General features: G+C 63.3%; 27 protein-coding genes and 2 pseudogenes. 15 read left to right on the forward strand and 14 right to left on the reverse strand.

The window, feature by feature from the left end:
* Positions 1–3: 3 nt before the first annotated feature.
* A complete protein-coding gene (leuD, locus tag A5784_RS30095; protein WP_064948511.1) occupies positions 4–654 on the forward strand; it encodes a 3-isopropylmalate dehydratase small subunit in 651 nt (216 codons plus the stop codon).
* Entirely contained in the window at positions 645–1,298 is a 654-nt protein-coding gene (locus A5784_RS30100; protein WP_082945168.1) for an isochorismatase family protein, read from the forward strand. The genes leuD and A5784_RS30100 overlap by 10 nt, the downstream gene beginning before the upstream one ends.
* A gap of 57 nt (positions 1,299–1,355) precedes the next feature.
* On the opposite strand, the gene A5784_RS30105 is transcribed toward A5784_RS30100, so the two are convergent.
* The 4 genes from A5784_RS30105 to A5784_RS30120 form a co-directional block, all read right to left on the reverse strand.
* On the reverse strand, positions 1,356–2,522 hold the full coding sequence (locus tag A5784_RS30105) for a 4-hydroxybenzoate 3-monooxygenase (protein WP_064948512.1): 1,167 nt from the start codon (positions 2,520–2,522) through the stop codon (positions 1,356–1,358).
* Between the two features lie 146 nt (positions 2,523–2,668).
* The gene (locus tag A5784_RS39440) at positions 2,669–3,109 is read right to left on the reverse strand and encodes a helix-turn-helix domain-containing protein (RefSeq protein WP_232006300.1); all 441 of its coding nucleotides are present in this window, start codon (positions 3,107–3,109) and stop codon (positions 2,669–2,671) included.
* 372 nt (positions 3,110–3,481) lie between these two features.
* Positions 3,482–4,591: an oxygenase MpaB family protein gene (locus tag A5784_RS30115; protein WP_064948514.1), complete on the reverse strand. Its 1,110-nt coding sequence runs from the start codon at positions 4,589–4,591 to the stop codon at positions 3,482–3,484.
* Positions 4,592–5,043: 452 nt separating this feature from the next.
* Positions 5,044–5,607 (reverse strand): TetR/AcrR family transcriptional regulator, encoded by a 564-nt coding sequence (locus A5784_RS30120; RefSeq protein ID WP_064948515.1) that lies wholly within the window; start codon positions 5,605–5,607, stop codon positions 5,044–5,046.
* Positions 5,608–5,678: 71 nt separating this feature from the next.
* Between A5784_RS30120 and A5784_RS30125 the strand changes: the two genes are divergently transcribed.
* Positions 5,679–6,545, forward strand: a complete 867-nt coding sequence (locus A5784_RS30125) for an alpha/beta hydrolase (protein ID WP_064948516.1) — start codon at positions 5,679–5,681, stop codon at positions 6,543–6,545.
* On the opposite strand, the gene A5784_RS30130 is transcribed toward A5784_RS30125, so the two are convergent.
* From A5784_RS30130 to A5784_RS30140, 3 genes are all read right to left on the reverse strand, one after another.
* Positions 6,535–7,161 carry an NADPH-dependent F420 reductase gene (locus A5784_RS30130; protein ID WP_064948517.1) on the reverse strand — a complete coding sequence of 209 codons (627 nt, stop codon included), beginning with the start codon at positions 7,159–7,161 and terminating at the stop codon, positions 6,535–6,537. The genes A5784_RS30125 and A5784_RS30130 overlap by 11 nt on opposite strands.
* Positions 7,158–7,649: a nuclear transport factor 2 family protein gene (locus A5784_RS30135; RefSeq protein WP_082945170.1), complete on the reverse strand. Its 492-nt coding sequence runs from the start codon at positions 7,647–7,649 to the stop codon at positions 7,158–7,160. The genes A5784_RS30130 and A5784_RS30135 overlap by 4 nt, the downstream gene beginning before the upstream one ends.
* A gap of 105 nt (positions 7,650–7,754) precedes the next feature.
* On the reverse strand, positions 7,755–8,489 hold the full coding sequence (locus tag A5784_RS30140; protein WP_064948607.1) for an SDR family NAD(P)-dependent oxidoreductase: 735 nt from the start codon (positions 8,487–8,489) through the stop codon (positions 7,755–7,757).
* Between the two features lie 126 nt (positions 8,490–8,615).
* On the opposite strand from A5784_RS30140, the gene A5784_RS30145 reads away from it, so the two are divergent.
* Entirely contained in the window at positions 8,616–9,224 is a 609-nt protein-coding gene (locus A5784_RS30145) for a TetR/AcrR family transcriptional regulator (protein ID WP_064948608.1), read from the forward strand.
* Here A5784_RS30145 and A5784_RS30150 read toward each other — a convergent pair.
* Together A5784_RS30150 and A5784_RS30155 are read right to left on the reverse strand one after the other, a co-directional pair.
* The gene (locus A5784_RS30150) at positions 9,202–9,795 is read right to left on the reverse strand and encodes a TetR/AcrR family transcriptional regulator (protein WP_064948518.1); all 594 of its coding nucleotides are present in this window, start codon (positions 9,793–9,795) and stop codon (positions 9,202–9,204) included. The two genes, A5784_RS30145 and A5784_RS30150, sit on opposite strands and share 23 nt — an antisense overlap.
* On the reverse strand, positions 9,770–10,228 hold the full coding sequence (locus A5784_RS30155) for an ester cyclase (protein WP_156750859.1): 459 nt from the start codon (positions 10,226–10,228) through the stop codon (positions 9,770–9,772). The genes A5784_RS30150 and A5784_RS30155 overlap by 26 nt, the downstream gene beginning before the upstream one ends.
* Before the next feature lie 299 nt (positions 10,229–10,527).
* Here A5784_RS30155 and A5784_RS39910 point away from each other — a divergent pair.
* Positions 10,528–10,758 (forward strand): annotated as a pseudogene (locus tag A5784_RS39910) (HNH endonuclease); the annotation flags it as partial.
* 39 nt (positions 10,759–10,797) lie between these two features.
* Here the strand turns inward: A5784_RS39910 and A5784_RS39445 are convergent.
* Positions 10,798–10,938, reverse strand: coding sequence for a hypothetical protein (locus tag A5784_RS39445; RefSeq protein ID WP_232006301.1), 141 nt, complete (start codon positions 10,936–10,938; stop codon positions 10,798–10,800).
* A 201-nt stretch (positions 10,939–11,139) separates the two neighbouring features.
* On the opposite strand from A5784_RS39445, the gene A5784_RS39450 reads away from it, so the two are divergent.
* The 5 genes from A5784_RS39450 to A5784_RS30180 all read left to right on the forward strand — a co-directional run bounded on the left by A5784_RS39450 (position 11,140) and on the right by A5784_RS30180 (position 17,316).
* The gene (locus A5784_RS39450) at positions 11,140–11,547 is read left to right on the forward strand and encodes a hypothetical protein (protein ID WP_232006302.1); all 408 of its coding nucleotides are present in this window, start codon (positions 11,140–11,142) and stop codon (positions 11,545–11,547) included.
* 265 nt (positions 11,548–11,812) lie between these two features.
* Positions 11,813–14,158: a hypothetical protein gene (locus tag A5784_RS30165; protein ID WP_064948520.1), complete on the forward strand. Its 2,346-nt coding sequence runs from the start codon at positions 11,813–11,815 to the stop codon at positions 14,156–14,158.
* The gene (locus A5784_RS30170; RefSeq protein WP_064948521.1) at positions 14,155–14,892 is read left to right on the forward strand and encodes a hypothetical protein; all 738 of its coding nucleotides are present in this window, start codon (positions 14,155–14,157) and stop codon (positions 14,890–14,892) included. The genes A5784_RS30165 and A5784_RS30170 overlap by 4 nt, the downstream gene beginning before the upstream one ends.
* Before the next feature lie 216 nt (positions 14,893–15,108).
* Positions 15,109–16,794, forward strand: a complete 1,686-nt coding sequence (locus A5784_RS30175) for a GMC family oxidoreductase (protein WP_064948522.1) — start codon at positions 15,109–15,111, stop codon at positions 16,792–16,794.
* 3 nt (positions 16,795–16,797) lie between these two features.
* Positions 16,798–17,316 (forward strand): GNAT family N-acetyltransferase, encoded by a 519-nt coding sequence (locus A5784_RS30180; RefSeq protein WP_064948523.1) that lies wholly within the window; start codon positions 16,798–16,800, stop codon positions 17,314–17,316.
* Between the two features lie 36 nt (positions 17,317–17,352).
* Here A5784_RS30180 and A5784_RS40005 read toward each other — a convergent pair whose 3' ends face one another.
* A complete protein-coding gene (locus A5784_RS40005) occupies positions 17,353–17,502 on the reverse strand; it encodes a hypothetical protein (RefSeq protein WP_502687550.1) in 150 nt (49 codons plus the stop codon).
* A pseudogene (locus A5784_RS40010) lies at positions 17,487–17,615 on the reverse strand (hypothetical protein); the annotation flags it as partial. The gene A5784_RS40005 and the pseudogene A5784_RS40010, both read right to left, overlap by 16 nt.
* A gap of 161 nt (positions 17,616–17,776) precedes the next feature.
* On the opposite strand from A5784_RS40010, the gene A5784_RS30185 reads away from it, so the two are divergent.
* From A5784_RS30185 to A5784_RS30205, 5 genes are all read left to right on the forward strand, one after another.
* Positions 17,777–18,343: a hemerythrin domain-containing protein gene (locus tag A5784_RS30185; protein WP_064948524.1), complete on the forward strand. Its 567-nt coding sequence runs from the start codon at positions 17,777–17,779 to the stop codon at positions 18,341–18,343.
* A gap of 91 nt (positions 18,344–18,434) precedes the next feature.
* Complete coding sequence (locus tag A5784_RS30190; RefSeq protein ID WP_064948525.1) at positions 18,435–19,805, forward strand: NAD(P)/FAD-dependent oxidoreductase; 1,371 nt, start codon at positions 18,435–18,437, stop codon at positions 19,803–19,805.
* A 146-nt stretch (positions 19,806–19,951) separates the two neighbouring features.
* A complete protein-coding gene (locus A5784_RS30195; protein ID WP_064948526.1) occupies positions 19,952–20,407 on the forward strand; it encodes a hypothetical protein in 456 nt (151 codons plus the stop codon).
* Positions 20,408–20,595: 188 nt separating this feature from the next.
* Positions 20,596–20,865, forward strand: a complete 270-nt coding sequence (locus tag A5784_RS30200; RefSeq protein ID WP_232006303.1) for a metallopeptidase family protein — start codon at positions 20,596–20,598, stop codon at positions 20,863–20,865.
* 184 nt (positions 20,866–21,049) lie between these two features.
* Positions 21,050–21,958: an acyl-ACP desaturase gene (locus A5784_RS30205; protein WP_064948527.1), complete on the forward strand. Its 909-nt coding sequence runs from the start codon at positions 21,050–21,052 to the stop codon at positions 21,956–21,958.
* Here A5784_RS30205 and A5784_RS30210 read toward each other — a convergent pair.
* Together A5784_RS30210 and A5784_RS30215 are read right to left on the reverse strand one after the other, a co-directional pair.
* Positions 21,955–23,055, reverse strand: coding sequence for an enolase C-terminal domain-like protein (locus A5784_RS30210; protein ID WP_064948528.1), 1,101 nt, complete (start codon positions 23,053–23,055; stop codon positions 21,955–21,957). The two genes, A5784_RS30205 and A5784_RS30210, sit on opposite strands and share 4 nt — an antisense overlap.
* A 27-nt stretch (positions 23,056–23,082) precedes the next feature.
* On the reverse strand, positions 23,083–24,633 hold the full coding sequence (locus A5784_RS30215) for a GMC family oxidoreductase (protein WP_232006305.1): 1,551 nt from the start codon (positions 24,631–24,633) through the stop codon (positions 23,083–23,085).
* Positions 24,634–24,671: the final 38 nt, after the last annotated feature.

Below are 24,671 nucleotides of genomic sequence, written 5' to 3' on the forward strand. Positions count from 1 at the left end.
CCGGTGGAACCCTTCACCCGTGTTACTGGTATCGCCGCACCGCTGCTGCGCGCCAACGTCGACACCGACGCCATCAGCCCATCTCATTTCAAACCCGCCGAGCTGTCCAAACACGGATTCCGCGACGCACTGTTCCTGGACTGGCGGCACAGCACCGACAGAACCGCCGAGCCCGGCTTCGTCCTCAACCAAGACCCATACCGCCAGGCCACGATTTTGGTGGCTGGCCCGAACTTCGGCTGCGGCAGCTCGCGGGAAACCGCTGTTTGGGCGTTACGGGATGCCGGCTTTCGCGCTGTCATCGCCCCGAGCTTCGCAATGATCTTCGAAACGAACTGCATCCGCAATGGCCTTCTACCCCTAGCCCTTCCACAGGACCTCCACCGACAACTGACCGAGGAGACCTTTGTGCCCCACAGCCAACCTCGCATCGAAATCGACCTGGTCAACTGCCAAGTCGGCGCCGTGGCAGGCCCACGCCACAACTTCACCGTCGATCCCCGCGCCCGCGACCAACTGCTCAGCGGCCTCGATGCCATCGGGCAGACCCTGCAGTACCGCACTGACATCGAACGATTCCGCCACAAAGACCGGCAACATCGTCCCTGGATCTACCCAACACCGTCTCCTGAAGCACCCATCACATGGCCCTGATCTCCCTTGACCCCAACGCCGCACTGGTCCTTGTCGATCTGCAGAAGGCGATCGCCCAAGCAGCACCCGCGCAGCCTGTCATCGCGCACGCAGCACAGCTGGCCAAGGCCTTTCGCAACCACGGGCTCACCGTTGTGCTCGTGCAGCTGGCATCGCGTCACGGCTCGACCGCGCCCGGGCGTACCGACATGCCCCCACCCCAAGCCCAAACCTGCACATCACCATCGGACTGGCATCACATCGTCGACGAGCTGGCCGGTCATCCCGACGACATCATCGTCACCAAACGGAACTGGGGAGCCTTCTATGGCACCGACCTCGACCTACACCTGCGCCGCCGCCACATCAGCCAGATCGTTCTCGGCGGCGTAGCCACCAGCATCGGAGTCGAATCCACGGCACGCTCAGCCCACGAACACGGCTACCACCTCGCACTGGTCACCGATGCCATGGCCGACCTAGACCCCGCCTCGCACCAGCACAGCATCGAAAAGATCTTCCCTCGCCTCGGCCAAACCACCACGAGCGCAGAAATCCTCACACTCCTGGCCGAGCGAGAGACATCCCATCCCCTTCCCGCGCAGCCGTTCGTCCCGCCGGCCCAGCCAGGTGAACCCGGGCGTCGAAAATGCCCACACCCCTAGGTTAGCGATGTCAACGACGTCGGGATTCCGCTGGCACACAGCGTACGAGTGCTGGCTCTAGTCACCAGGAGAATCCACCGGCGACATCATGCGTTCTAACTCGGCGCGCGCCAGCCGCTTACGGAATTCACCCGCATAGGAGGGGTCCCCGGCATCGTGCATGACATTCGTAATCCACACTGCGTGCACCTGCGTATCCCAGATGTAACGCAGGCAGGTCTGCGAGTAATTCTCGAGCGGGACCGAATCAGCCTGTTGCACATAGTGTGTGACCGCGCGTGCGAACACTTCGGCGTCGTAGAGCGCCAGGCTCATCCCCCTGGCGCTCATCGGCGAAACCAAATGGGCCGCATCGCCCAGGAGATACAGCGCCCTGTACTGCATCGGGCTGTGTACGACGTTGCGCAGCGGCACGATTTGCTTGCCCGTGATTGGCCCGGTTGCCCCTTGCGGCCCGCCGAATCGGGCGCCGACTTCGCTCCAAATCCGCTCGTCCGGCCACTGCTCGAGGCCATCGGTCAGGGGGCATTGGAGATAGAAGCGGCTCAGATTCGGCCCGCGGGTAATTTGTGCGGCAAAACCTCTGGAGTGCACAGCCATCACCGCGGGTGGATCCGCTCGAACCGCGGAAAGAAAAGCGAGCCATGCGTATCCGTGCTCGTACGAGTAACTCGTGAGAATACCGGCGGGGATAGATTGACGACTGATTCCACGGTAGCCATCGCAGCCAGCTACGAAATCACAGTTGATCACCTCGTCGGTGCCCGCTGCATCCAGATAACGGACGGTCGGCCGCGGCGACTCCAGTCCGTGCAGGGCGACGTCGACTTCGAAACGCAGATCGCCGCCGTCGCGCAGGAACACCTCAATCAGATTGCCGACCAAAATCTGCTGGGGACAAAAGATTCCGGGCTCGTCGTCAAGGACATCCAGGGCTCTCCATATCCGTTCCTGTCCGTCGACACGCAGCGGCATACCCTCTGAATCGAAGTCATCATGGGCAGCCTGAGCTTCGATGACTTCAGCCAAGCCCCATTCCCGGAACATGCGGACGCCACGACCGTCCAGTGACCCGGCCCGCTGACGCTGCTCGACGTGCTCGCGGCTGCGCTTTTCCAACACGACGCAATCAATACCGTTGCGAAGAAGGAAGTTACCGAGGGTAAGTCCAGCCACGCCGGCGCCGATGATGACTACGACAGTGTCTTGTTCGCTGCGGCTCACGTGTGTTCAACGCTCCTGATGTGTCATCGGGCACCCCGGGCGGGCGCACTGCTCGTCATCACTTTGGCGTCTTTTTTGATTGCTTCCCACCGATAACTGGACCAGCGATGCTGAAAAGTCGCCAACCGCGGATTCGTATCGCGCGGTCAGATGCCGCGGGGATCCAGCGTGGCTTGGTATCGGCCGGGAGTTTGACCGACGATGGCAGTGAACGCGTCGATAAAGCTTGTCGGGTTCGACCATCCGCACTCGATCGCGGTGTCGGTTACGGACCGGCCGCTGGTGAGATGGGCCAGAGCGTGGTGTATGCGCAGAATGGTTCGCCAGCGTATGAAGCTCGTACCGAGCTCATCGTGAAACAGGCGGCTCAGAGTGCGTGCACTGGCGCCGGTGGTGCGCCCTAGTTCGGCCAAGGTTGCCGACCGCCCCGGGTCGAGGCGCAACAGTTCTGTGACGGCTCGCAACCGGTCATCGCGCGGTTCGGGCAGATGCAGCGACTGGTCCGGGGCCTCGATCAGCTCATCGATCACAACGGCGCGGAGCCGGTCGACCGCTTGAGCGCTGCGCGACTTTTGCTGATCAGTCATCGCTAGAAGTGCCTCGCGCAGAAGAGGACTCACCATGAAGACGCCGGGATATCCGATCAGAGCCGCGCATGATTCGGCGGGGATCACGACCAGACGCACATCGGTCAAACCGTAGAAACGGTGGGAGTGCTCAAACCCCGGCGGAGTCCACGTCACCCTGGTAGCTGGGGCCACCCACGTGCCCTGCGCTGTGGCCGTAGCCACGACACCAGATGCGGCATACACCAGCTGGCCGTCAGTGTGGGAGTGGGCCTGCATCTGGAAGCCGTGCGCAAGCCAGCCAGCCCCATGGAACGCCTCCATAGGGGCCGCCAGCATTGCTTGGCCACTGTTTTCCATCACCGGCGACCCTATCTGCACCCAGCCGGCTAATTAACCGGAAGCCGGCACCTCATTCGCCTCATCTATTGACGCACTCTCGCGCGGGGCGCGGCGGGCGCGGCTGTCCTGGAGTGCTTGCTGTGCGGATTCGAGGGTGATTTTACGTGGATCGATACCCTCCCGCTCGAAGCCTCTCACCGCGATTGGTAGGTACAAGTACTTCAGCGGGAGGAGACGCTCGGCGACGGCGTAGAACCGCCGATACATACGCATAAAGCGGCGAGAAATATCCTCATCCTCGGGGGTCCACTCAAGATTGAACAGCTCCTGCACGTGGGGCGGATAGCTATTGACGACGACTTGCCGCCGCCCTGCCCACCATGGCCACACAAATTTCTTCATGGCTGGGGGCCACCACCACGGCGCCAGGCGGCGCTCCATAAATTGTTCCAGCATGACCTGCGTGACCTGAGATTTCACCAACCGATTACGTTCGATGTCGTCGAGGTACCGCTCGAAATCGTCGTATGTGTCGGGCTGAGAACTATCATCCACCCCCAACAGGCTGTACCACTCCTTGGATTCCTCAAATATCTGCTCTTTTATCGCCCGCGGCATGGATCCGTCGAAATACAGCTGCTCAATGATTACTATCAATAGATAATGGAAGAAGGTGACATGCGCAAAGTAGAAGGTTTCGGAATTCAAGGCGTGATACGTACCGTCATGCAGAGTGCCCTTGACGGGCTTGTGCATATTCCGAGTCTTCAGTCCGTATTTCTTCGCTTCTTCCGGAGCGTCGTACACCGTGCCATAGATGTACTCCCGAGATCTCCGGGTTCGTTCCTTATATATTTTGGCGCGGGCGCTGAACGAACTGTCACCAGTGAAAAGAACAGAACCCGAGGTTGCTTGCGCCATCTGGGGCCACGCCCCCGCAATTGGGCCCATGACTGGGCCGCCGAAAAATACCACATCGAGACGCCCCCAATACTTCCATATCAGAGAACCAGGAGGAATCGGATGCTGACAAAGATCTTTCCGAGACAAACTGTCGTCGCCGGTACGTTCTGTCACCTTGACTTCGTCCGGAATCACCAGCTCCGGATCGAACGTTGTCTGCATGATTTTCTTGAGCGCCTTTAGCCCCCGGGCCGCCATGTCAAACTCCTTGCGTTGCCGAACCCCATTACTTGGTGAACCTCAGTCTTCGGCCGTTCATACTCCCCGTCGCCGGTAGCTGATCGACTGTGCTCTCAGCATAGGCACCGCAATGTCGGACTGCGTCCTATTGCACATCAGAATTGATGCTCCCCGCGCCGGCCAGGGTGTCCACGCGGTGATCCAGTCACGCGGTTTGTCGATGGCGGAAATTTTGCCAGTAGCGGTTATGTTTTCATGAGATGAATCACGTCCAGCTTGCTTCCGGCCTCAATGAAAGTGCCGATCATCGCAATATGTCGGCCGGGCGACCCGATAACGGATGCATTCTCGTTCACTGCGGCGGTCGATAGCGTCTGGGCAGCCTTTGCTGAAAATGCTGCGTCTGAACGGGTTCGGGGGGGTCGAGTAGCGGCAGACGCGACCACTCTTTCGCGAAGCCCCGGCGTGCATCAGCGCTTGCTCATGCGCAAGATCAAGGCGACCGCGTCCTCCGAATGGGCTGTTGGATTCAGAACTTCTCGCAAGAGCAGGCCACGAAGCGCGGCAACGACGACGGTGGCCATGCCCAGCGCTTCCTTGGTGTCGTGCCCTTCGCGTTCCGCGAGCGAGGCGAGCACCGTGGTCAGGTCGTCCAGCGAATCGATGAACTCACGAAAGTGCCCTGGGTTGTAGGCGGCAAGTCCTACGACGTGAAAGAAGCCGCGGATACGTGCAACCTGCTCCGGGCGGGTGTAGGTCCGCCAGATCGCCGTGACGAGGTCATCGAAGGTGCCCTGCTCGGCGGTCTTGAGAAGCACCTCGTTGTCACGAGATCGCTGCGCGGTGAGCATCGCCGCCAAAACGCCCGAGAGCGACCCGAAGTGGTACCGCAGGAGGGCGTGGCTGGTGCCGGCACGGGCAGCGACCTCGCGCAACGACACGTCCGGCGAAGGCGGGCCGCCCTCGAAGGCGTCGAGAAGCCGGGCCAGCAGACGCTCGCGTGCATCACTGTGTTCAGCATTTGACAAGACCACTCCTGCAGTTTATCCATTGGATAAGACTATTCCAATGGATAAACCGATGACCGAGTTGTGGAGGACCTTCGATGAGCTCCATGTGGCAAGGCTGTCTGGCCGACACCGACTATTTCGAGATGCGTTCCAGCGGTGGGCATGACTACGGCATCTGGGTTACCACGCCACCCGGCTACAACCCCGCCACGACGAAAGCGCCTGTCGTGTATGTCCTCGACGGGAACTGGGCCGTCGGCCAGACAGCTCCCCTCATCGTCACGCAGATGGACCCCATGCAACGGATCCAGCCCTACATCCAAGTCAGCGTCGGCTACGCGGGCGAGGAAGCACAGGACTGGGATCGGCTGCGCAACAGGGATTTTGTCCCACCCGGTGAGCCGATCGCCAAGGAGCTCATCGATGCCGTGGAGATGGGGCTGCGAGCGGGCGCTCGGACACGCGAGGAAGCCGACGCCTACCTCGCCGCATTGCGCGATACCCACGCCGATGTCTTCCTGAGCTTCCTCACCGCGGAACTGCACCCGCGGATCAAACTCGACTTCGGCGCCGCCACAAGTGGTCACGGCCTTTTCGGCTACTCATATGGCGGGCTTTTCAGTCTCTACGCCTGGCTCAGCGGCAGCCCGCTCTTCGAGAGCATCGGGGCGGGCAGCCCCGGCGTCGTCGCCGACGACAGTCGGATCTTCGCCCAGCTCGGCGACTTGGGCGACAGCCCGCGTGCCGCCAAGCTTCACCTGACCTTCAACGATCGAGAGATTCTCGGAGACCTGGCCGTCTACCAGAGCCTTGCGAAGAACACCGCGACCGTCCTTCACCGCCTCATTGCACGCAACGAAGCAGTCACCAGCGAGATTCTTCACGAAACACATGTCACTGGTCTGCAGGCTTCATTCCTCAGCTACCTGCGGACCTGCCGTCGCGTACGCCTCAGCCGGTGAATTCGACGGCGCCCAAAGCTACGTCAAAGTTGCGCACCCCGTGGCGGGCGAGCCCCATGATTATCAGCCCGGTTCCCTCCAGCCAGTGCGCCATGTGTAAGCCGCCGACATCCAACGGTCGCAGCCGGAGGCTCTCGATGAATCTCGACACATGCGACTTGGCCTGCGCATCGTCGCCGGCAATGAACACATCTGGCCTCTGACCCTTCTCCAGGACGTGCCCGAAGACGGTGTTGAATGCCTTGACGACGCTGACGTCAGCCGGAGCAGCCTTTGCGACTTCCTGGGCGATCGAGGTGTCATCGGGGATGGCGAGCCCGTCTGCCGCGGCATTGAAAGGGTTGCTGATATCGACGATCACTTTGTCGGCCAACGCATTTCCGTACTGGGTAACGACCGGAACCACGTCGGCGTACCCCACGGCCACGATGACGATCTTTCCGGCTGGGACGGCGCCGACTTTTCCGGTCGTGGCATGGCTGCCAAGAGCTGCGACGAGATCGGATGCTTTGTCTTGATCGCGGCCGATTACCTCGACGAAGTTACCGCCCGCTACCGCCAACGCGCCGATGGTGCGGGCCATGTTGCCGGTGCCGATTATGCTGATCGTGTTCATGAGTTGTCCTGTTCTGTAGTGCATTTCGTCCAGTGACCGGGACCCTCAGACCTCGACGAGGTCACTGGTGGTGGTGTGGTCAATTCCCAGAGCTGCGTGCCTAGGAGAGCCGCAAGGCGCCTCTGCATCTGGACGCCGGCTGGTAGTGGTCGCCACCAAATGGTCAGCTCGGCGATTTTTCCGTCCGCATCGACCAGGATGTGGTCCATCCCGTTGACGACGGTGTCTTCGATTCGCAGCCGGAAGAGCACCGCATGGTGCCTCTGGCCGCTGAGCACTTCCCCATAGGTGAGGTCGTTCGCCACCGTGCCGACTGCCCGGATAGCTTCGAGAACTGCCGCGCGGCCGGTGGTTGGCTCATCACCGAGCGGGCTGTACATGATTACGTCATCGGCGAAGATTCCGGCAAGAGCGTTCTCGTCGGCGCCGCCGTGCATGCAGTCGACGAAGGTCCTCACGGTGTCACGGTGTGCGGCGAACGCGCTCATGGTTGCTCCTCGCGACATTGGTTGGCTGGGTGGAAGATTGACTTAGTGACCACGGCGGCGGGAGCAGGCGCAAGATGTTTCCCCGTCGCTGCCGTCGTCGCTCACTCAAATCGCGGTGGTGCCGCCGTCGACGACCAATTCCATACCGTTGACGTAGCTTGAGTCGTCGGAGGCTAGGAACAACGCGGCCGACGCGATCTCGCCGGGCCGGCCCGACCGTCGCCGTGGGATCACCGACTCGAACTGCGCCATCATCGCCTCGTCCATCACCTGCTCGAGCGCCGGCGTGGCGACCTGGCCGGGGGTAAGCACGTTCACCCTGATATTGCGGTCCCTCAACTCGGACACCCATACCCGTGCATAGGCGGGAAGTACCGCCTTGCTTCCCGCATACACGCTCCAATTCGGGTAACCGCGCAGCGATGCATTCGATCCGGTCATGAAGATCGAGCCACCGTCGTTGAACAACGGCAGCGCCTTCTGGACCGTGAACAACGTCCCGCGGGCGTTCAGCCAGAAGGCGTCGTGGAAATCCTCCTCGGTGATTTCACCGAGCTTGTTCTGCTTGCCCACTCCGGCGCTTGCCCACAACACGTCGATCGAGCCCTTTTCCTGCTTGACCGTGTCGAACAATCGATCCAGATCATCGAGGTCGGCCGAGTCACCCTGCACGCCAGTCACATTCCGCCCAATCTGTTCGACGGCCTGATCCAACCCATCCTTGCGTCGGCCCGTGATGAAGACGTGAGCTCCTTCGTCAACGAACAACATGGCTCCGGCCAGCGCCATCCCGCTTGTCGCACCGGTGATTACCGCGACCTTGCCCTCAAGCTTCCCCATGATCACTCCGTCCGGTTCGTTAGTGCCAATGTTATGTACACCGATCTGAGTACTTACGCTAGCGGCCGGTTAGCCGGGTTGCGAGCTATGTACACCGATCAGTACCAACTGAGCTACGCTGGATATATGGCGGACTTGGAGAAGGGCCCGCGCGGTCTGCGCCGCGGCAGGGGGGCACGTGAGCGCATCCTCGGCGCGGCGCGACAACTGTTCCGCGATCAAGGCATCAACAACACCGGCCTGGACCAACTCTGCACAGTGGCGCAGGTGTCCAAACGGACGTTCTACCAACACTTCACCGGCAAAGACGAGCTGATCGCCGAACACCTCCGCCGATTCGATCCCGACGTCCTGCCCGATGTGTTTGACCGTGCCGAGCTCACACCCCGCGAGCGACTCTTGGCTTGCTTCGACATTCGCGCGCCGCTGTGCCCGTTCATCGCCGCGTCCGTCGAGATACCGGATCCGGATCACCTGGCACGCCAGCAGGCCCGCGACTACAAGTTGGCCTTTGCCGCTCGGCTCACCGAAACTGCGCGAGAGGCCGGCGCCGCCGACCCCGAACAGCTCGGCGAACAACTGGCGCTGCTCTTGGATGGCGCTTCGGCGCGCAGTCGAGTACTTGACACCGATGCCTTCGCAACTGCCGCCGCCATCGCAGTCGTCCTCGTCGACAACGCGATTCCCGCAGCAGCGGTGCCCGAGGCGGAACCTACTGCGTCGGGTTGCCGGTGACGACCAGCGATGTAACCAGGTCTCCCGCGATCTGGCGCAGCTCCTCCGCCGTATAGCCGGCACGTTCCATCACCGCAAGGCCCCTTGTGGTTGTCACGACGAGCCTGGCTGCTGCTCGCGGGTCGACGCGCAGCGAACCCAAGCCGCTGTCGAGTCTTTCCAAAGCGGCGCAAACGATCTGGCCGAGATCGTCCAGCATCGTTCGGACGGCACCGGCGACCCGCGACGAGTCGGCCGCCGCTTCGATCGCCGTACGGGTGGATAGACATCCCTGTACGCCAGCGCGGGTGATGGCGTCGATGCAGTATTCGAAGAACGACCCCAACGCCGACGCCGGATCTGCCTCGTCGAGCGCTCGCGCGGCGCCGTCGAGAAACCGCGTCGCATAGGCGCCGAACACCCGCAGGAAGATCTCGTCCTTCGCCCCGTATGCGTTGTACAACGACCCCCGCTGTACGCCGGTCGCGCTGGCCAGGTCCCCCATCGTGGCCGAGCGGTAGCCGAGCTCGGCGAACACCGCGAGCGCCTGGTCCAAGACGACCTGTTCATCGAAGCGCCGCACACCGACCATGACTGCCCTCCATCGCCGACTTCAGCGGTCGGCGGTCAACTCCTGATACAGCTCCCAGGATGCCCTCAACGTGGTTGCACAGCAATCTGCCCCCTACCGGGTCGACCTCCCACACCGCGGTGCCTGTGAAGGAGAACGGCCGACCGTCCGGCACCGTCCCGAGGACACCGTTGTTGCGTCCGTGGACCCGCCAGCGTGACGCCACCCGGGTGCCATCGACATTCTGGAACGACTCGACCACCTCCAACCGCAAGTCATGGACCTGCGTCAGGAACTGAGCGATCCACGCCTTGAACGCCTCCCGCCCGACGATCGGCACTCCGGCGTTGACGATGACGAAGTCCTCGTTCACGAATCGGTCCACAGCTGCGGGATCGTGCGCATTCCACACGTCGTTCCAGAACGACTCGACCAGTTGCACGGACGACGACATACGGCATCTCCAAAAACTATTCTTGACAGTAGTGTCAAAGATAGCAGGCAGTCTTCGGGTGGGTCGACTTCCCGACATCGGAGACCCGCCCCACTCGGGCGAGAATGGCTGCGACACTTGTGGTTTCGCGTCAACGCGACTTCATGCGGTCCTGAACGTATGCTGCGGCGCAGGTCGACGAACCATGCGACTCAGTCGACCGCCGGCAGAGATCTGGTCAGTTACTTCGCGGCACTACGTGTCAGGCCGTTCGTGGATACTGGCCACCAGGTAATGGCGGAGACCCGAAGGTTGTCGGTATGGAAGGTCCTGGTAGATCGAACCCGGCGCAGGCGTGGGGCCGCGACCACCCACGTACGCGGCTGGTCGTCCTTCATCTCTGGGACGGAAGGTGTGGGCATTGCGGCACATCGTTATTGTCCTCGGAGGAAGTGCCCGGCATCACCGAAGCGCCGTACGAAGTTGATCACGCTGTGCCCGCATCGGTCGGCGGCGCTGACGACGTCAGCAACTACATCGCTGCATGCAGGTCGTGCAACAACTATCGGCGCGCAAAGCCCATCGCGGACCTACGCGTCCTCGCCGACCTCGACGCGGTGCTCGAGTTCGTCATCCACGACGAATTCGATGTCTTCGTCCAGCGAGTGTGCCAAGTAGACACCGTGATCCGCGACCACGCTTACTTCTCGACGGTCCTGTGTTTCGAACATGGCTGGCACATCAACGATTCCCCATTTCAGCGTCGGTGTTTCGCTCGGTGCCAACGACGATTCCCGGGCCCGCTCAACCCTGAATGGTGGAGCCGGTTCGGAATGTTGTCACATCACGTCCGGCTCGTCGTGGGCGAGAACCTCTACATCCGGAGAATGGTGCGCGGGTATGACTGGTGGAGCCAGCCACAAGGTTGGGATATGACGCTGCCCCGCTACTGCCACTCCCCGTTCGACATCAGCCAGGTGCTATGTTCGGTCGACAAGATCGGCGCACGACCGACGACAGAACCCGCACCCGAATATCTCTTCGGCGCCAGTCATCAACTCAGCCCGACTAACCAGCGCAGGGCGCTCCGCCAGTCGGAGCGACTGGGTGTGGCCAACATGCTGGCGATCGCCGACTTCGTCGAAAACGGTATAACGTCGCCGGCACTTCTGAGCTTGTGGTCAAGCAAGCACTGGCCGACCGATCTGCTGTTCTCACATCTCAACGCGATCAAGAGAATTCAGACTCAGGGTCAGCTCCGGGCGCATCTGAAGGCCTTGCGTCGTCTACGAACTCGTTTCGAAGCCGAGACGTACCTTCGAGAACTCGAAGGCATGTGACAGTCCGCCGCTACTGCTGCGCCTCGCTCCACCCCGCGCGATCCAGCTCTTCGCCGTCTAGATCCGCCGGTTGAGCTTCGGATTGCCCGATCGGGCAATCATGACCGCCCGAAGTGAAGAATCTCCTTGCGGGAAGACTCGCGCCACGTGGAGGTTGTTAGCGTCGGTCATGCGTGACCATGCGGCCGCTCACTTTGACGGGGAATCGCGTCGTCCGCGCCGCGTCGAATCGCTTCCCTGCGCCCCTCGAATCACTGATCCCGTCGTGAACCCCCAGCTGTCCAAGACCACTCGCTCAATGGTGATTGATCTCCAAAGTGCGGCGGGAAATCGCGCCGTCTGGGAGATGATCCGCGACCGTACTCCGACGGTTCAGCGCAACGACGAGGGCGGAATGTCGTCGAGTTCCGGCTCTTCGACGACCGGCAGCCCAGGGCCTGTCAGCAGCCAGCCGACGCCCGCGCAGACGGCGGGTAGAACGGCAATTACCGAAGCGCTCGAACATTTCTCGCAAGCTGCCTTCCGCGATATTCCCGACTGGTCGCTGGCCGCCGAACCGGAGCGGATCACCCTGATCGACAAGGCGACGGATCTCAGCCTCTTCTGGGTTGGGCCGCGCGACGAAGCGGCGCTCGAAAGATGTTGGGCAAGTTTTGGCGCCGGATTCCAGGCCGCCGTCGAAGCCAACCCGCATCTATGGGCGCGCAGTATCTTTCGCGGTGTCGACCCTGACAACGTCCCGCAAACCAAGGGACGGTATCCGACCTTGAAGAGCGACATCCTCGGCGTGGTCAAAACCAACGTGAACGCCAACGAAGACAAGGTTGCCGCCGAGTTTGCGCAGTTTGGCATGCTTCCACCGGCGAACCTACTCCGCGCCGACAGCCCGGCCCGGAAGACGCTCGACGCACCCGCGTTCGCGGTCCAAGGCCCCAGTCCGACCGACAGGCTGCGGGAACAATCCCGGCTCGCCAAGGTGGTACTCGACTATCAACGATGGCTGACGGACCTCAGCCAGGTCCACGTTGGCCGCGACGCCCGTGCCTTCGACCCGGGTAACCCTACCCAACCGCACGAAGACCTTGTCCTCTTCGAGGGCATGACCTCGTGGGAGCTGGTCAACCGCACCTGGCAGCACGTCAGCGGGGAAGTCGCGCTCATCCTCAACGCATGGCCCGTGCTGTACGCCGCCAGCATGCGCGGTGGCCTTCAGGCGATCTCCGAACAGTCCTACAGCAAGGCGCCCACCGACAACGGGCTGGGCGCGGACCCGCTCGGTGCCAGCGAACAAGTAAACGCGGGTCAGGAGCAGGTCCGTGAGCTGCTGACGAACGTGCTCCAGAATATCGGCAAGATGCGGGACCAGCTGGACAGTGGGTCCGCGGACGCGCTTGATTTCACTCCGGTCCATCGAGCGCTCTGGAGTGGAAAGCCAGGGCCTTCAGGGCAGCAATGGTCCCGAGGAGTGTGGCTCCCGGTGCTGAATGACGAACGTCAGGTCAAGGAGGACGCCGAGGCCGCAATCAAGCTTGGTGTCGATCTCGCGCTGATGGTCGCAATTATGGCCGGGACGATCGGGACCCTCGGCGGAGCAGCGATAGCAATCGGGGTCGCCGGTGCGAGCGCATTGCGCGCCGACGTCAAGTCGGATCGCCTTGGGCAAGCAGCCGGCGCCACTGTTGCTGACGAGTCGTCGCTCGTCACGAAGGAAGCAGTGAGCGCCTCGGCGGCCGAAGCAGAATGGCAGAAGATCCAGCTCGGCTTCGTTGCGGTCACATCCGCGCTGGGAGCCGGTGTGGAGGCCGCGGCCAGCCAGATCGACGCCGCCGCATTGCGGGAAGCGCAGAACGCGACCGCCGCGGAGGACAGCGGCCTCGCCGGTGCGCGGCAGAAGCTCCGTGACACGGGCACCAAACCGGGTCAACCCGTAAAGCCACCGGCGACGCCCGCCGAACCCCCGACCACTCCGCAACCCGCACCAAAGGGCAGCGGTCTGCCAGCCCATCAGGTCCCGATCGCCGAAGTGACAACCGAGACGAAAGTGACTGACACAGGACTATCACTTGAGCTGACGTTTGATGATCCCTCCGCCGGCACCTGGAGGATCGGCGAAGTCGGTGTCTCCCTCGACGAACAGGGAGTCCCCAGGGCCACCATGTCACTGAATGCCAGGGCCACCATCAAAGGCGAGCAGGTTTCCGTCCGCTTGGTTGACGCCGCCGGTAATGAGGTCTCGCTGACGAAGCACGCGATCGACGAGGCTCGAGCGCAGTACCAGGCTGAATTCGGCAAAGATATTGGCGCCTTCGACGGCCAACTTGCCAAGGAGAACCTCCGGAACTTCCGGCTCGAGTACGGGCGCGCCCGCGCTCAACTGGGCGGGGACCCAAGCGCCGCGCCAAGTAGTCTCGACGACCAGGCTGCACAGATCGCCATTCGCCGGATCTCGTTCGGCAGACACCGGGCAACCGCCGGTTACGGCGACTTCGAGATATCTCTGGGCAACCATGTCGAAGTCAATTTCGGAGGGGCGGACGGCGTGATGAAAGTCCCGTCAACGGTAGACATCCGCGCACATTTGAAGCCACTCAGTGTCGCACCGGCCAAATGAACACGATCAGCGATGCGGATCGGCGCAAGATTGAAATCGCCCTCGGCCGCCCCCTAGACTCCTTCGCGGTTATCGATGACCTCCACGGCGACGTCCGTCAGGCGCTCAGCGCCGCCCGCTCCCTGCCCGCGGAGCTGGTTCAGCCATTCCTGAGCGCGATCACCGCCCCCACCCAGCAGCGCGCAATCCCGCGTTTCATCGAAGCTGTCGTCGAAGGGGATCAAGATGCCGCCACCTGGGACCGGTCAGGGGTGGTGCTTTTGCGGATCTCGGTCGCCGACCTGGTGCAGGCCCCTGTCGCCGTGCTGCTCGATCGCTTGCCCGTTGAAAGCGGGGAATGGGTGAGGATGCCGTTGGACCGGCTCAGCTGGGCCAGAGGGGACGACACGGTCGGCGCACCTGCAGTGTGGTGCGACGACCTCGACCACACAGAACCGAGTCGACCAGGTCAGGCCACCGTGATCATGGCCCGCGAACGGGTCACGCGCATCACAGACCCAGTTCTGACTGCTCGCCGCTGGATCGCTGCCAGGCTTGCGTACACCGCCAGCCGCGGGTACGACGTTGATACGCTGCCGTCGCTTAGCGAAGACGCCGCGATCGCCGTGCACGCACTGAATCGGGAACGGACGTTTGACGCCGCGGCTGGTGTGCCGGGCTTCCGCGGGCCCGACTATTGGTTCAGTCCGGACGACCTCGCGATGAATTCCCACGTCACTCCCCCTACGGAGTGATACGTATACCCTCGCTAGGCAACGTTTTCGCGTCGTGCGGCCAACAACGACAATCAGCCCAATGAGACGGGGCGGTATCCCACATCGACCCGCGCGCTACGCGTTTGAGTGTGCCGACGGAATCGCTGTGGGCGGCGCCCCGGCCACGCGCACGCATCGGGCGGTCATCACGCACACTAGGACTCGCATCCGACGCCGTGGAGGAACGATCCTGGAATGAGCTCCGTCGCCGACTTCGACTTCATCGTGGTGGGAGCAGGCAGTGCGGGCTGCTTGCTCGCCAATCGGCTCAGCGCCAACCCTGACCACCGTGTGCTCTTGATTGAGGCCGGCGGCAAAGACAACTGGTTCTGGATCAAGGTGCCGGTCGGCTACCTGTACACCATCGCCAACCCGCGCACCGACTGGTGCTTCACCACCGAGGCCGATCCAGGCCTGGCCGGCCGCAGCATCATCTACGCGCGGGGCCGTGTGATCGGCGGCTGCTCGTCGATCAACGCCATGATCCACATGCGCGGGCAGTCAAGCGATTACGACTTGTGGGCACAGACCACCGGAGACGACCGCTGGCGGTGGGGTGGCCCAGACAGTCCCGGCGAAACACTGGCGATCTACAAAGAGTTGGAAGACTACTTCGGCGGAGCCGACGAATGGCACGGCACCGGCGGTGAGATCCGCGTCGAGCGGCCACGGGTGCGCTGGAAGATCTTGGATGCATGGCAGGCCGCCGCTGCCCAGACGGGCATTGCCCCGATCGAAGAGTTCAACCGAGGCGACAACTCCGGCAGCGCCTACTTTCACGTCAACCAACGACGTGGCCGTCGCTGGTCGATGGCCGACGCTTTCCTGCATCCCATCGTCCACCGACCCAATCTCACCGTCTACACCCACACCCAGGCCTTGCGGCTGCTGATGGATGACCAGGTCCACGAGGATCAGCGTCGTGGTGCGTGGACCACCGCCCGGCACCGCGTCACCGGTGTGCGGCTGCTCAAGGACGGCCGAACGATCGATGTGCGCGCCCGCCGCGAGGTGATTCTGAGCGCTGGAGCGATCGGGTCTCCGCATCTCATGCAGCTCTCGGGTCTGGGCCCGGCAAGTCTGCTCGGTCAGCATCAAGTGCCGGTGGTCGTCGATCTGCCAGGAGTAGGCGAAAACCTCCAGGACCACCTGCAGCTGCGAACGGTCTACCGCGTACAGGGCGCCCGGACGGTCAACACCTTGTACCGCAATTGGATCACCCGCGGTGGCATGGGACTTCAGTACGTGACGCTGCGGTCAGGGCCGATGACCATGCCGCCCTCCACACTGGGGGCTTTCGCGAAAAGCGACCCGGCGCTGGCCAGTCCCGATTTGGAGTGGCATGTGCAGCCGTTGTCGTTGCCCAAGTTCGGCGAACCGCTTCATCGTTTCGGAGCGATCACACCCTCGGTATGCAATCTACGACCGAGCTCGCGCGGTCATGTGCGCATGGCCAGTGCAGATCCGCTGAGCCATCCCAAGATCTTGTGCAATTACCTGTCCACCGACGGTGATCGCCAACTCGCCGTACGCGGCCTCCGGATGACCCGCGAGATCATGGCGGCGCCGGCGCTGGCCCCCTATGAGCCGCAAGAGCTGCTGCCCGGCCCGCAACTGGTGAGCGACGAAGACCTGCAGCAGGCCGCCCGTGAACTGGGTACAACGATCTTCCACCCGGTGGGCACGTGCGCAATGGGAGCCTTTGACGCCCAAGGCCTTCCGCGGTCACCCGCCGCGGTGCTCGACACCGACTGCCGCGTGTATCGCGTTGCCGGCCTTCGAGTGGTCGATGCTTCTGCGATGCCCACCATCACGTCCGGCAACACCAACGCGCCGGTCATGCTGATCGCGGAGCGCGCAGCGAGAGCGATCCTGGGGTAAGCAATGCGCTATACCGCCATGCAAACCTCACTTTCGACCGCACGCCTCAACATGGAGCTTCGCGACGAGCGCGACGCCGAATGGAATTACCACCTACTCGGAGAGCATGAAGGCGGAGTAACCGAGCCACTAGAGAGTGTGCGCGACAGGATGGCCGCGCAACGGATTCTGGCCGAGCAGAACGGCATTGGGCTGCTGACGATTCGCCGGCGCGCAGACGACGAACCGCTGGGTTATTGCGGCCTCATTGTCGGCCGCTGCACACTCGATGAGCCTGAAATCGCCTACGAACTGTTCAAACGCTTCCACAATCAGGGCTACGGGACCGAAGCCGCCCGCGCGGTGATGGACGCCGCCTTCGCCACGGGTCGCCGCCGGATCTGGTCGACCGTCGGCGGGTGGAACACACCCTCGCTGCGCGTCTTGGAGAAGATTGGATTTGAACGCCACCACGAAACCATCGACGATCGCGGACGTCCGCTGATCTACCTCCTACGCCAGGCCCCGTCAGCCGATCGGTGAATAAGTAGGTACTCCGACAGCCGGATCTGCCTGAACTTAGAACTCCAGTGTGTAGGTGTTGGCCAGATCGTCCTGGATGACAGACGCGTCGCGGGTCGTGGTGTCCACGCTGAGCGGGTTGGCGAGGATGCGGGTCTCATAGCGCCACCCTTCCGGCAACGTCAGGCGCCGAGCGAGGTCGGGCAATCGTTGAGCGGAAAGCTGTTGTAAACAGTGGCCTGCAGCCCGGATTCGCCACTGCGTAGCAAAAGCACCTCGCCATAGCGCTGACCGAACACGTCCCCGGAACGTTCAGCCATGGCGTTCCTCCGCTTTCAGCTGCCCTCGCTGGCGCAGCCTACCGCGGGCCGCCCACGACGTTGAGGACGTTTGGCCCCGCGCTGGCTGGGTACAGAGGCGTGGTGGCGTGCACAGCCCGTAACGCGCACTCGAACTCCCCCACGACAGGAGGACTACCGCCGTGGCCGAAATGATCATACAAACTCCCGAGGAAGTGGTTGCGTTCCTCAAAGCCCAGCACGCCCTGATCGAGGACATGTTTGATCAGGTGCTGCTCGCCTCAGACCCGAAAGCTCGCGAGAAGCCCTTTGTCGCGCTACGCCAACTGCTCGCCGTGCACGAGACAGCCGAAGAGATGATTGTCCATCCTCGGGTACGCCGCGAGTTCGATGGCGGAGATTCCATCGTGGATGCGCGATTGAAGGAAGAGCACGACGCCAAGGAGCAGCTATCGCGGATCGAGTCTCTCGACATCACCTCCCAGCAGTTCATCGACGAGCTCACCAAGCTGCGGGACGCGGTGCTCGAGCACGCCGAGCACGAGGAAGACGAAGAATTTCCCAAGCTGCAGCAAGAACTCGACACCAATGACCTCAAGCAGATGGCGACAGCGGTGAAAGCGGCTGAGGCTATCGCGCCAACCCGCCCGCATCCGGGCGTGGAATCGGCGAAACTGAACTTCGCCGTGGGCCCGTTCGCGTCGATGCTTGACCGCGCCCGCGACGTGATCAAACAAGCGATCGGTTAGCGGCCCCGCTGCCGATCGGCTGGCTGGCCGATATTTAAACCGTTGTGGCACAGTTAGTTCGATGACGGTAACGGCTGGAGGCTGACTCGGTATGGGAACTACACGCCCCAAGGTGCTCATCATCGGCGGCGGGTTCGGCGGCTTGTTCTGCGCCCGCCGCCTGGGAGGCCTCGACGTCGACGTCACGCTGCTGGACCGGGCGGCGTGCCACGTGTTCCAGCCGCTGCTCTATCAATGTGCGACAGGCACTTTGAGCATCGGCCAGATCAGCCGGTCGCTGCGCGAAGAACTCGCACGTCACCGCAACGTCACCCCCCTGCTCGGCGAGGCCATTCGGCTCGACGCCGACGGGCGGCGCGTCACGGCTCGTCGACCCGACGAATCGACATTCGACCTCGACTACGACTATCTGGTCATTGCAGCCGGCATGCGTCAGTCGTACTTCGGCAAGGAAGAATTCGCCACCTGGGCACCTGGCATGAAGACTCTCGACGATGCACTGAGCATCCGCCGTCGAGTGTTCGCCGCCTTCGAGATCGCCGAGACATTGCCGGCCGGCCCGGAGCGGGACCAGTGGCTCACTTTCGTCGTCACCGGCGCCGGCCCCACCGGTGTCGAATTGGCCGGTCAGATCAGGGAACTGGCTACTCGTGCGCTGGCCAATGAGTTTCACAGCATCAATCCCGAAGATGCGCGTGTGTTGCTCGTCGACGGAGGTGACCGGGTGCTGAAGAGCTTCCCACCGGCACTCGCTGACAGAGCGTCGCGGACGCTTGACGAATTGGGCGTCGAACTGCACTTCGGCGTCCATGTCACCGACGTCCGACGCGACGGTGTCACCGTGAGCTCAAAGGGCGGTGGCCCGGACAAGGATTACGCCACCCGAACAGTGCTGTGGACGGCAGGCGTCGAAGGCGTTCCCTTCGCGCGGCACGCCGCCGAGGCGCTGGGCGCTCGCACCGACCGGTCAGGACGCATTTCGGTCAACGCCGATCTGTCGGTACCCGGACATCCTCAGGTGTTCGTCATCGGGGACCTGGCCGGCCGTGATGGTCTGCCCGGCGTCGCGGAGAACGCGATGCAGGGCGGGCTGCATGTCGCCGCCTGCGTCAAGCGTGACCTCGCCGGCCGCGGACGCAAAGACTTCCGTTACCGCGAGCTGGGATCCGCGGCCTACATCAGCCGTGGACAGGCCGTGCTGCAGGCCGGGCCGGTGAAGCTCTCGGGCGTCCTCGGGTGGCTCGGCTGGGGATTCATTCACATCGCCTTCCTCACCGGGGTGCGCAACCGCTTCAGCACGGTCGGAACATGGATGGTGTCCATCGCGCGGGCCAACCGCAGCGACCGTTCGTTCATCCTGGGCGGGTCCAGTCATCCCGACGAGCCCTACACCTGGGAGTCACCGGTGCACCAGGGTTACCACTCGCCGGGCAAGAATTCGGAGAGCAGTCAGCCGGCATAGCGAAGTGCTAGGGCGCGCTGCCGCCGAAATAACCCATTTCGTTATGAATGTTTATCTCAACTGTCACATGGGCAACTCTAGTAACGGCGGTTGGCGTCGCCGACCCCGTCCGAACAGCAGAGAATAGAGTCGAATGGAACATTGGAATGAACACCATCCTGTACGTGCGTCCCACCGGCGTCGCCCTTGAAACTCAGGCCTTCAGCCAAACCGACATCGCCGAGCTCATCAAGGACTATGCGCTCGAGAGTCTGACCAGCACTGACCGGCAGTTCGACTTTTGGTTCGCCCCGTCAACACAGTCATGCCAAAACCGACCCAACCGGCGCGCCACTGAATTGCTCCTAGCCACAACACTGTTCACGCCGAAGACTGTTCCGCTACTGCGCGGTGGCGTGGTCGTGGCGACCCATGACGCCGACGGCAACCTCGACGGGCTGAGCTGGCAGCAGCTGGACCTGCTCGCGCACAGGAGCCACGCACTGACCGAGCGCGACCGTCGCGTACTCACCCGCCGGATCGCGCGCCGGCTTCCCTCTCGCGACATCGCGCAGTCTTGGGGTCAGCGCGCAGCGACCCATCCCGTCCGCCACGGCCGCTGAGGACACACCGCGCCTTTTGCCGCGCGGACTCCAGGAAAATTGTGCGGCACGGAATCGAATACGGCCCCAGCTCCGGTTCTGGCACCATTGGCGAGGTGGATGCGCACTCGGATCCGGGTCGCACTGATCCGTTCGAAGATGCGATTGACAACGCGTTGAGTTCCTTGCCCGCCAATCTCCGTGCGTCGATGAGCAATGTCGAAATCGTCATCGAAGACGAGCCGCCCGACGGGCAGCGGCTGCTCGGCCTGTACCAGGGCATACCGCTGCCGCGAAGGAACAGCGCCTACGGCGGAGTGCTCCCCGACAAGATCAGCATCTTCCGCGGCCCGATCACGCGACTTGCTGCCGGCGATGCGGATCGTTTACGTGCAGAAATCAGGCACGTCGTGCTGCACGAGATTGCGCATCACTTCGGCATCAGCGACGCGCGGTTGATCGAGCTCGACCGCTACTGACGCGACCGACCGGCTACCAAGCCGTGCGCACGATGCGCCAGCGATGCTCAAACACCTGCGCGGGCCGCCCTGCGGCCTTCACTCAATGTCACCTTCACGCAATCAATCGCTAACCTACGCTACCGTAGGTTACGGTACCGTAGGTTCTAGACCGAGTACCGAGAGTGGATGAAGGGACTGACCGATGGATGCCCAAACAGCCGTGCTGTACGAATTGGAACCGGTTGTCGCACAGAACCTTGACCGCCACCTGGCGATGGCGCGGGAGTGGTTCCCGCACGACTACGTCCCCTGGAGCCGCGGAAGAGATTTCGCGTTCCTCGGCGGGGAAGACTGGCAGCCGGAAGACTCGCCGCTGGATCCCGTCGCGAAGGTGGCGATGACCGTCAACCTGCTCACCGAGGACAATCTGCCGTCGTATCACCGCGAGATCGCCACCCGGTTCTCCCGCGACGGTGCCTGGGGCACCTGGATCGGACAGTGGACGGCAGAGGAAGGCCGTCACAGCATCGTGCTGCGCGACTACCTGGTGGTCACTCGCGGCGTCGACCCTGTGGCCCTGGAACGCCAGCGGATGGAGCACACCGTTGCCGGCTACGACGCCGGCGACAGGACTCCCCTGGCTGTCTTGGCCTACGTGTCATTCCAAGAACTCGCCACCCGAGTCTCGCACCGCAACACCGGCCGCGCGTCAGGTTGCCCGGTGGCCGACCAGCTTCTTGCCCGCATTGCGGCCGACGAGAACCTGCACATGGTGTTCTACCGCAACCTGATGGCCGCGGCTCTGGACATCGCACCCGATGCGGCGATGGCCGCGATCCGCGACGAGGTCATCAACTTCGCGATGCCCGGCTTGGGCATGGCCGACTTCGCCCAGAACGCCATCACCATCGCGAAGGCCGGGATCTATGACCTGCGCGTCCACCACGACGACGTGCTGATTCCCGTGCTGCGGTTCTGGAATATCTTCGACCGCAACGACTTCGGCCCGCAGGGTGAGCAGGCTCGGGAGGAACTTGTCGGATTCCTCGGGCTACTCGACGAGCGCGCGCGGTATTACGAGGAAAAGCGGAAGCACCGCCGTACCGCTTAAAGGCAGGGCGGCTGCCGGTACCTCTCGGCCTCAGCGGCCAGACTCATGCCATGACCAGATTCCGTGGTGTTGACGGGCAGTTCGCCGCCGCTCGGGGCAGGGACGCCGTCGAACATCTCGGCCTCGAGTCGGGTGTGGTCGATGAAGTACTCAAGGTGCCGCAGACGTGGGACAGCCGCGGCGACGGGGACATGTAGCGCCGGTGCGCAGTGCCCCGACACGTCGAGGTTGTGTGCCGCCGCGACGTTCGCGGCCGCCAGCCAGCCGGTGTAGCCACCGCATCGAGTGACGTCGAGTTGCAGGCAGTCCACTACCGGCGCCAGTTGGCGCGCGTCGTAGCGGTTGGAGATGTACTCCCCTGCGGCGACGTCGCACCGCACAGCGCCGCGCACGGCAGCCAGCCCGTCGATGTCGTCACTGCTGACCGGCTCCTCGAACCAGGTGGCACCGAGATGGTCGAGTGCGGCGCCGATCCGGCGCGCCTGCCCCGGGCTGTATCCGCCGTTGGCGTCCACCATGAGTTCGACCGTGTCACCGGCCAACTCGCGTAACCGGTTGACCCTCTGCAGGTCTCGTTCGGTGTGAGTGCCCCAGCATTGGCCGATCTTGATCTTCATCGCGGCGCATCCCGCGTTCTGCCACACACCAACCTGTTCGGCGAGTTGGTCATCGTCGAGGTTGGTGAATCCGCCCGACCCGTAAATGGGTACGGAGCTACGACAGCGGCCCAGCACCGCCGAGAGCGGCAGCTCACGCAGGCGGGCGCGCAGATCCCACAGCGCGATGTCGACGGCGCTGATCGCCTGCGTGGCCAGCCCGCGCGTTCCGCAGTTGCGGCAGGCGCGGTGCATGGCGTCGAAGGCACCGGGTACGTCGGCGGCGTCGCGGCCGACAACCACGTCGCGCAGGTGATGGGTGATTACCGCCGCAGCGGCCGGGGAACTGTAGGTCCATCCGAGTCCGACGAAGCCCGCAGCGTGCGCGTGCACGACGACGGCCGTGGTGGCATCCCATTCCAAGGTGCCGTCGGCTTCCGGACCTTCGGTGGGCACGCGGTAGACGGCTACCTCGAGACGCTCGATCTGCGTCGAATACATGTGCTACACGGCCTTTCTCGACTGAAGTCAGGATGTGACGGCGTGGTGCTTCATCAGGTCGGCAGCCCGGGCCGCGAGCGCCATGATGGTCAACGCCGGGTTCGCTGCGCCCTGGGTGGGCATCACACTGCCGTCGACGGCGTAAAGCCGGTCCACGCCGAAGACACGGTGCTCGGGATCGATGACCCCGTCCTGCTGACGCCTGGCCATCCGGGCGCCGCCGACCAGGTGCGCGTAACGCTCGACGGTCATGACCTCTTCCGCACCGGCGGCCTTCAGGATGTCGGCCATGACCTTGCCCGCGGCCTCGATGAGCTGTTTGTCGTTGTCGCACTGACTGTAGGAGAAGTGCGCGACCGGCAGCCCGTGCCGGTCGGTCTCATCGGCCAGGGTGACTCGGTTGTTCGGTAGTGGCAGCAGCTCACACAACGCACCCAGCGTGGCCCAGTGCACGTAGTCTCGCATGTATTCGCGTAGCGTCTGGCCCCAATGCCCTTGAGCGGCAACGTGTTCAGACCAGGTTATCGGCAGCGGGCTGACGGTCTGGATCGAGAACCCGCGTCGGTAGGGCTTGCTGGGGTCGGTCTCGTAGAACTGCTCGCTGCTGACCTCAGGTGGCGGCGCCTTGTACATGCGGACCTCGTCGTCGAACCGACCGGCCACTTGTGGGGCGCCCTGAACCATCAAGTGGCGGCCCACGTGATCGTGACCGTTGCCCAGCCCGTCGGGATAGCGCGCCGAGGCCGACAGCAACAGCAGCCGTGGGGTCTCGATCGAGTAGCCGGCGATGACGACGGACTGCGCGAGCTGCCGGTGCAGCGTGCCACCGTGGAGATACACCACACCGGTGGCGCGCCCGATGTCGTCGTCCACCAGCACGCGGCTGACGTGGCAGTCCGGCCGAACCTCGGCGCCGTGCGCCAGCGCGTCGGGAATGTGGGTGATCAGCGGACTCGCCTTGGCATTGACCTTGCACCCCTGGATGCAGAACCCGCGGTAGATGCAGTGCGGCCGATTACCGAAGCGCCCGTTCGGGATGGCGACCGGTCCGACCCGCATGTCGACACCGAGTGCCTTCGCGCCGCGCAGCGCGATAAGCCCGTTGCCGCTGACCGGATGCGGGCTGTGCGGATAGCGGTGCGGGTCGCCCCACGGCCAATGCTGGCCTGCCACCGGCAGTTCGGCTTCGATCTGCTCGTAGTATGGACGCAGGTCGGAGTAGCCGATGGGCCAGTCGACACCTACACCGTCGGTGGTGCCGGTCTGGAAGTCCGAGGGATGAAACCGCGGGGTGTAGCCGGCGTAATGCACCATGGACCCCCCGACCCCGCGCCCGGAGTTGTTGGATCCCAAGGGAACCGGGTCCGATCCACCGATCTGGCGAGGATCGGTCCAGTACAGGCCGTGCGAGCCACGCTCGTCGCTGACCCAGTCGCGGTCAGGATCCCAGAACGGCCCGGCGTCGAGCAGCACCACACTCCATCCGGCGCGGGCCAGCCGTTGTCCGAGGGTCGCTCCCCCGGCGCCGGCCCCGACGATGACCACATCGACCTCGTCGTCGGGAAGGTACTTGCGCATATCGGCCCGCAACCGGTGATTGCTACGAACACCGTTGT

The organism is Mycobacterium sp. 852013-50091_SCH5140682 (assembly GCF_001665685.1).
Classification (GTDB): Bacteria; Actinomycetota; Actinomycetes; order Mycobacteriales; family Mycobacteriaceae; genus Mycobacterium.

Coding starts and splice junctions, on each gene's coding strand:
- A5784_RS30100 (WP_082945168.1), top strand. CDS start 645: ATGGCCCTGATCTCCCTTGACCCCAACGCCGCACTGGTCCTTGTCGAT.
- A5784_RS39440 (WP_232006300.1), bottom strand. CDS start 3,109: ATGACTGATCAGCAAAAGTCGCGCAGCGCTCAAGCGGTCGACCGGCTC.
- A5784_RS30115 (WP_064948514.1), bottom strand. CDS start 4,591: ATGGCGGCCCGGGGGCTAAAGGCGCTCAAGAAAATCATGCAGACAACG.
- A5784_RS30125 (WP_064948516.1), top strand. CDS start 5,679: ATGAGCTCCATGTGGCAAGGCTGTCTGGCCGACACCGACTATTTCGAG.
- A5784_RS30130 (WP_064948517.1), bottom strand. CDS start 7,161: ATGAACACGATCAGCATAATCGGCACCGGCAACATGGCCCGCACCATC.
- A5784_RS30135 (WP_082945170.1), bottom strand. CDS start 7,649: ATGAGCGCGTTCGCCGCACACCGTGACACCGTGAGGACCTTCGTCGAC.
- A5784_RS30140 (WP_064948607.1), bottom strand. CDS start 8,489: ATGGGGAAGCTTGAGGGCAAGGTCGCGGTAATCACCGGTGCGACAAGC.
- A5784_RS30145 (WP_064948608.1), top strand. CDS start 8,616: ATGGCGGACTTGGAGAAGGGCCCGCGCGGTCTGCGCCGCGGCAGGGGG.
- A5784_RS30150 (WP_064948518.1), bottom strand. CDS start 9,795: ATGGTCGGTGTGCGGCGCTTCGATGAACAGGTCGTCTTGGACCAGGCG.
- A5784_RS30155 (WP_156750859.1), bottom strand. CDS start 10,228: ATGTCGTCGTCCGTGCAACTGGTCGAGTCGTTCTGGAACGACGTGTGG.
- A5784_RS39445 (WP_232006301.1), bottom strand. CDS start 10,938: ATGTTCGAAACACAGGACCGTCGAGAAGTAAGCGTGGTCGCGGATCAC.
- A5784_RS39450 (WP_232006302.1), top strand. CDS start 11,140: ATGACGCTGCCCCGCTACTGCCACTCCCCGTTCGACATCAGCCAGGTG.
- A5784_RS30170 (WP_064948521.1), top strand. CDS start 14,155: ATGAACACGATCAGCGATGCGGATCGGCGCAAGATTGAAATCGCCCTC.
- A5784_RS30175 (WP_064948522.1), top strand. CDS start 15,109: ATGAGCTCCGTCGCCGACTTCGACTTCATCGTGGTGGGAGCAGGCAGT.
- A5784_RS30180 (WP_064948523.1), top strand. CDS start 16,798: ATGCGCTATACCGCCATGCAAACCTCACTTTCGACCGCACGCCTCAAC.
- A5784_RS30190 (WP_064948525.1), top strand. CDS start 18,435: ATGGGAACTACACGCCCCAAGGTGCTCATCATCGGCGGCGGGTTCGGC.
- A5784_RS30195 (WP_064948526.1), top strand. CDS start 19,952: ATGAACACCATCCTGTACGTGCGTCCCACCGGCGTCGCCCTTGAAACT.
- A5784_RS30200 (WP_232006303.1), top strand. CDS start 20,596: ATGAGCAATGTCGAAATCGTCATCGAAGACGAGCCGCCCGACGGGCAG.
- A5784_RS30205 (WP_064948527.1), top strand. CDS start 21,050: ATGGATGCCCAAACAGCCGTGCTGTACGAATTGGAACCGGTTGTCGCA.
- A5784_RS30210 (WP_064948528.1), bottom strand. CDS start 23,055: ATGTATTCGACGCAGATCGAGCGTCTCGAGGTAGCCGTCTACCGCGTG.
- A5784_RS30215 (WP_232006305.1), bottom strand. CDS start 24,633: ATGCGCAAGTACCTTCCCGACGACGAGGTCGATGTGGTCATCGTCGGG.